A 6,059-nucleotide genomic window follows, 5' to 3' on the forward strand; every position below is an offset into this window, starting at 1 on the left:
TGGGGCGGGGCCGCCGCGTCGACGGGCATGAGGCCGACGGGGCTGACACTTCGAACCGTCCACCAACGATTCATACACTGGCCCGACGCTTCATCACCTACCACCGGCGGTTCGTCACTTGTTGCGAGGCTTCGGCACCTAGAGGCACGAACCGTCACCGCAAAGTACGAATCGTCGACCACAACGTACGAACCGTCACGCCAGCGCACGAACCGCCAGACGAACACCCGAACCGCCCCGCCCGATCCACCGCACCCGCCGAATCCAACTCTTCCTGTCGAAACATGTGGTGGCCGGAGGCTTATCACCCCAACGGCACCACCTCCACTCAGGCTCGCACCCGGATCTAGCGCCTGGCCGGAGGCTTATCACCCCACCGGCACCACCTCCACGCAATCACAACCCTTCCCCACAATCACACAGAAACACGGCAACTTCACAGCGGCGAACCACCCACATGAATAACCCTCCAGCATCTCACCAAGTCAACAGTCTGACCGGGCCGACGATCTCGACCAGTCAATTCCATCGAACTCAGCGCTGCGGACCCGCCGGCATGATCACCGAGGACCCCAATGCGAAGGGGAAGCCCGGGCGCAACAGACACTCCACTACCGGCCGCGCCATATCCGTAAGACGCTCAAGTTCCAGTCCCTGCGCCCCCTGAGCGCCCCCGCCCAGCAGACTCTGGTAAGGCACGTCCAAATCCAGCAGCGTCATGTTGTCGGAGTGCTTGGCACGCGCCCAAGCGCCATCACTCATATCCAACAGGGTGCCCAGATGGAAGTGCATCACCTGACGGGAGTCCACTTCGCTGGGCACAGACAACAAGTGATGCGCCTCCGGATCGCGCGGGGCGCGCAGCGTGAACAGCAGGATCGCCCCGTCGCGCGCCGCACGCAGCATCAACCGGCCGATATGAACAGAGAAGCCGACGAGATCCAGACCGGCTCCGGCGCCCATGGCCTCCTCCACCGGCAAGGCCTTGGACAGTCGGATGGGAGCGCCGCCACCGGGGTCGTTTATGGCGCGGCGGCCCGACGGCGTGACCGCGCGCAGGCGCAGCACCGGCCCCTCCTCGGCGTCCGGGTCAGCCGGCACCAGTGTGGCGACCTCAACAAGCTCCTGCCAGCCGCCGGGCGTGACCGACGGGCCGGGCTCGGTATGAACGTGCCCCAGGCCGAGGATGGAAGCGAAGTCGACGTCGTCGAGCGGACGATGCCAGGTGATTTCGGCACCTTCGTGCCACAGGGGCAGGATGCCGTTGAAAGGCACCCCGAAACGGACGCGTTCAGGGGGCGGTGGAGCCGCGTGGCGGCCCCGGGAGCGAGCGCGGGGCGCTGAAGAACGACCGGGAATTCGCGCGCCGGAGGCCGCCTGGGCCCCACCACCGTGGAAAGGCGTCCAGGGATTCGACTGCCCACCCGGAAGACCGCTGTGAGGCCCCTCGTCGCGCCGACCCGCGAAGTACTCGCTCATGGGGCCAGCCTAAAGGGCCGACACCGAAAAAGTGCCACCACAACGCGGCTGTTCCCCATTTTCCCATGCGGACGCGCCCGATGACACGATGACGGCAGCTCCACGACCAGCTCGTCGGCAACCCAACCAGGCCCTCACAGGTCCTTCCTGCCCACACGGGCCACAAATATCCTCAACGCCAGGCAGTGAAACACCGCCGTAATCACATGCACCCGGGCACCGCACAGGAGTGACTCAGTGACCCAACGAACCCGCATTATTGCGCTCATATGCGTCCTCGCCGTCGTCGCGGCCGGCGTAATCGGCTATGAGTTACTCTCCCGGCCCTCGGCCTCGTCGTCCTCCACCACCGCCTCCCGCTCCGCCACCCCCGCTGCCGCACCCTCGCAGCAAGCCGCCGACGCCGAGAACACGCCGGCGGGCAACAGCTCGGTACTGGTCGTCTACTTCTCCCGCACCGAGGGCGTCTACGGCGGCGACCTGACTGTCGGCAACACCGCCCGCATCGCCCAGATGATCCAGGAGCGCACCGGCGCCGACTCCTACGAGATCGTCCCCGCCGTGGACTACCCGAGCGACTACCAGGAGACCACCGAGGTCGCCCAAGACGAACTCGACGCCGACGCCCGGCCCGCGATCCGCGACCCGCTGCCGGACGTATCCGGCTATGACACAGTATTCGTCGGCGCCCCGATCTGGTGGGGCGAGTACCCGATGGTGATACGCACCTTCCTGGACGCCGTCGACCTGAACGGCAAGACCGTCATCCCCTTCACCACCCACGAGGGCTCGGGAATGGGCAACACCCGGCAGCAGCTAGAGGCCCAGTACCCGCGGGCGACCGTGCCAGTCGGCCTGGCGGTAAGGGGCAGTCGGGCAGCCGACGCCCGGCCGGAAGTGGACGCCTGGCTCGAGGGTCTGGGCCTGTGAGCCGTCGGCCCGCGCGCCAGCTTCCAAGATGACGACTCCAAGGCTGAGGAGACAGCCGGGGCCGCCGTCGGACCGCCGACGCCCGCACGCCCCGCCCGCCCGCCGCGCCGCTTGGCGCCCGCCGTCCTGGTATGCCGCCTGGGCGGTTAGCCTGGCCGCCCCGGCGCCGCTCATCGTCCTGCTCAACACGCAGCTGCTGGCCCCCACCCGAGACCTGATCCTGTACGACTTCGGTGTGACCGCCTACACGTGGTGGCTGGTCTCGATCGCCCTCAGCACACGGCCGACGGCACTGGACCGGCGCATCGGGCTGCCGGCGCTGTACCAGTTGCACGGGGTACTCGGCGTATTCGCCCTGGTGCTTGCCTCCGCCCACGTGCTCAACCTGTTCACCATGCACCCGATCATCTACTGGTCGGGGCGAGTCGCCTGGTATCTGGCGATCCTCGGCGTCGCCCACGCAGCCTTGCTCATGAGCGGCTGGCTAGTGGACCGGCTGCCCCACGCGGCCGCCGTGAAGAGGCGCCTCGAACGGGTCCTCACCCATGAGACCTCGGTGTGGGTCCACCGGCTCAACTTCGTGATGATCGGCCTGGTGGTGCTGCACATGCATGTGATTCCGCGGGTAAGCGCCGCAACCGGCTTCGTCATCGCCGTCGACCTATACACACTCGCCGCACTGGCCGTCTACCTGTGGGGCAAGCTGATCGCGCCGGCGTCACCGAACCGTCAGGGCACCGTGGTCGCCAACACCGCTCTGAATGACACCACCCGCCAGGTAGTGATCGCCCCGACGGCCGGCGCGCCAGCTTACGAGCCCGGCGACTTCTACTTCGTCTCCTTCCGAACCCCCGGGCTGCCCGCCCAGTACCACCCGTTCTCGGTGACCTTCGCCCCGGACTGGGCCCGGGCGACGGCGCCCGGAACCGACCCGGCGAGCACCACATTCACGGCCCCGTCCGGCGACGGCTCGGCCCCGCCCGACGAACGCCCGACATTCGCAGCCGAAGCCCCGCGCAATCATCCGAAGGATGCGGGACCCGCGCCTGTGGTCCTGACGATCCGTGCGGCGGGAGACTTCACCTCCCGGCTCTCCCAGGTGCCGGTCGGCGCCGCCGTCACCCTGCAGGGCCCCTTCGGCCGTTTCAACCGAGTCATCGCCGACGACGAGCGTCATCTGGTCCTGCTGGGAATGGGCGCCGGCATCGCGCCCCTGGTGGGAATCGCTCAGGCCTGGGCGCCATCACGGCCGGTTACGGTGCTGCACGCCGTCTCCCGCCCGGAGGACCTGTATTACGACGACGTGCTTCGCACCCTGGCCCGACACAGCCCTGCACTCAGCTACCACCACCGCATGCACCGCTACAGGCGCGGCGACCGGCAGGGCCGATTACGGAGACCGGAGTTCCGCAGCTCACTCGGGGGGTCATTAGGAAGTTCATTCGGAGGTTCATTCGGCCCGTGCCCGTAGTCGTTCGGCCTTGCGCGCCCGCTCCCAGCGGGGAATGGGTCTGGCCGTCATCGCCAGCAGCGCCAGCACTCCCAGTGCCGCCGCGGCGATCAGCCCCCAACCCGCCTGGCGAATCCCGACGCCGGAGATCTCGGTCATTACAGAGCCGATGCTCAGGCCCAACACCACCATCAGAGCGATGCGGGCACGGGGATGCCCGAGCCAGACCGCCGCCGCCAGCCCCAGGATCAGTGCTGTCATAACCGCGGTGGTTGCCGTCGCCGTCGCCACGACCAGTCGATGGGTGTCGGCGACGCCGGCCCCTTCCACTTCGCTAGCGAGCACGTCAATGGAGTCTCCGCCGAACAGCCTCAGCGTATTGGCACAAAGAAGCGACACCACCAGCACCATGGCCACGATCAGCTCCGAGGGTCGCCGACGGCGCACCTCGGCCTCCGTGCGGTGAGCCTGTTCCAGCGCCGCATCCTCACGTTTAGAAGTTGGTGCAGAGCCGACATACAGCACGTGCAGGTCACCGTCGGTGACGATCCGGTCGCCACCACCATTGCGGTGGTGGTAGGCGGTGAAGAAATCCGGCCATATCTCCAACGAGGCCGAGTCATTGGCCCAACGGACGTCGTCGACCACGTAGTCGCGTTCAACGTCGATATCGGCGTCGATCTTGTGTGTCACCTGGAAGGTGAGGGTGGACAGCCCCACGGAGCGGTCGTAGGTCGCGCCGGCCAACCAGTCCACCCGGCGTCCACCCGGCATGACCCAGCCCTCGGGTACGCGCCAGAAACGGATGTGGTGGCGTTGGGCCGGGTTCCCCTCGACCTCCTTCTGGTAGGCGAAATCCTGCTTGCGCCCGAACAGCAGCAGGTCGGAGACCGGCGCGGCCGGGTAGGAGCGGCGCAGCAGCGAGGAGACTACGATCCCCCACGACGAGCGCAGCGTGATGGGGTCGGCGCGCACCCAGCCGGCCTTCGTCATTGCGGTATGGATGTCCTCCTCGGCGCCGAGCACGGCGAGGTTGACCGGGTCGCCCAGCAGACCGTCGGCGGTACGGGTGCGGCCGATGAAGTAGTCGGGCACGTACAGCCAGGTGAGTATCTGATGCAGGCGGGGCAGCGCCAGATAGGACAGCACTGCCCAGAACAGCACGATGTTGACTATCGCCCCCGGGCTCAGGTGGGTGCCCGAACCGAGCAGCAGCCATGCCAGCCAGAGCGTGGCCAGCGCGGCGACGGCGAAGAAGACGGCGTCCAGGACGTCGTCGACGCCCCACTCACGAGCGCCGGCGGCCAGCACCTTGTCTGATCCCGCCGAGTAAACGGGCGGGGAATCAGGGCGGGGGCGAGTGCGCACCGTCGGCGCGGTATCTGCGCTGTGGTCGGCCGCAGTCGGTATTGCGGGAGTGTCCTGTTCACTGATCATCGCCCGCACAGTACACGACCTACGACGTCAGACAAGTCGGATCATTGCCGCGGCATCCACCTTACATACGTTGTATACGGTGTACTGGTTGTGTACGTCGCCCACGAAAAGTCATGCCGTCGACGCTCGGCAGCACGGGATTGCTGCGGGTGTGTGCTGTTGGGTGAGGCAACGTGCCGAGGTCGGTAGATGTTACGTGCCGAGGTCGGTAGATGTTACGTGCCGAGGTCGGCACTTGGTGCTTGATGGGGGTGTTGGCCTGGCGGTTCGTACGGTAGGGGTACTACGGCCGTTGAAAGTGCCGAACCGCTGGCGCCAAGTGCCGAACCATCACCCAAGGCACACGAGCGAACACGCCAACAGCCCACGCCGTCGTAGTGTCGTAGGCGCCCGCGGCAACCTCGGCACCGGGGGTCGGCATCGGAACTACTGGAAACTCTGGATCCAGTGGTCGGCACCGTTACAGGCCGCTGCGAGCCCGATCCGGTACCCTCATAATCCCGGCGATTCCAACGAATCGTCTCGGGCGCAACACCACCTACCCGAGTTCGTCCCCTCCCGCCCGACAACGTTCCCGCCTGCCCGAGGACGTCCTCATCGGCCCGAGAACGACCCAGGCCTGGCGAGAACGTCCTCTTGCGCCCCAAACCCTCCCGAACGTGGAGGGTTTGGGGATGAGAAGGTCGTCTTCGGCGCACCGGCACCCATCGAAGACGACCTCCACACCGCAGCGCCCGACCCGAATCACCACACCCACAAACAC

The 6,059-nt window shown here is 67.0% G+C and carries 4 protein-coding genes; 2 read left to right on the forward strand and 2 right to left on the reverse strand.

Going from position 1 to position 6,059, the window contains the following annotated elements; all coding sequences use genetic code 11:
- Nucleotides 1–534 precede the first annotated feature (534 nt).
- Entirely contained in the window at nt 535–1,479 is a 945-nt protein-coding gene (locus Q4A20_RS14545; protein WP_303124073.1) for a hypothetical protein, read from the reverse strand.
- A 237-nt stretch (nt 1,480–1,716) separates the two neighbouring features.
- Between Q4A20_RS14545 and Q4A20_RS14550 the strand changes: the two genes are divergently transcribed.
- The gene (locus Q4A20_RS14550; protein ID WP_303124074.1) at nt 1,717–2,409 is read left to right on the forward strand and encodes a flavodoxin; all 693 of its coding nucleotides are present in this window, start codon (nt 1,717–1,719) and stop codon (nt 2,407–2,409) included.
- Nucleotides 2,410–2,437: 28 nt separating this feature from the next.
- Nucleotides 2,438–3,880: a hypothetical protein gene (locus Q4A20_RS14555; RefSeq protein WP_303124076.1), complete on the forward strand. Its 1,443-nt coding sequence runs from the start codon at nt 2,438–2,440 to the stop codon at nt 3,878–3,880.
- On the opposite strand, the gene Q4A20_RS14560 is transcribed toward Q4A20_RS14555, so the two are convergent.
- The gene (locus tag Q4A20_RS14560; RefSeq protein WP_303124078.1) at nt 3,860–5,296 is read right to left on the reverse strand and encodes an LssY C-terminal domain-containing protein; all 1,437 of its coding nucleotides are present in this window, start codon (nt 5,294–5,296) and stop codon (nt 3,860–3,862) included. The genes Q4A20_RS14555 and Q4A20_RS14560 overlap by 21 nt on opposite strands.
- Nucleotides 5,297–6,059: the final 763 nt, after the last annotated feature.

The organism is Actinomyces sp., from assembly GCF_030530635.1.
GTDB lineage: Bacteria > Actinomycetota > Actinomycetes > Actinomycetales > Actinomycetaceae > Actinomyces.

Coding starts and splice junctions, on each gene's coding strand:
- Q4A20_RS14545 (WP_303124073.1), bottom strand. CDS start 1,479: ATGAGCGAGTACTTCGCGGGTCGGCGCGACGAGGGGCCTCACAGCGGT.
- Q4A20_RS14555 (WP_303124076.1), top strand. CDS start 2,438: ATGACGACTCCAAGGCTGAGGAGACAGCCGGGGCCGCCGTCGGACCGC.
- Q4A20_RS14560 (WP_303124078.1), bottom strand. CDS start 5,296: ATGATCAGTGAACAGGACACTCCCGCAATACCGACTGCGGCCGACCAC.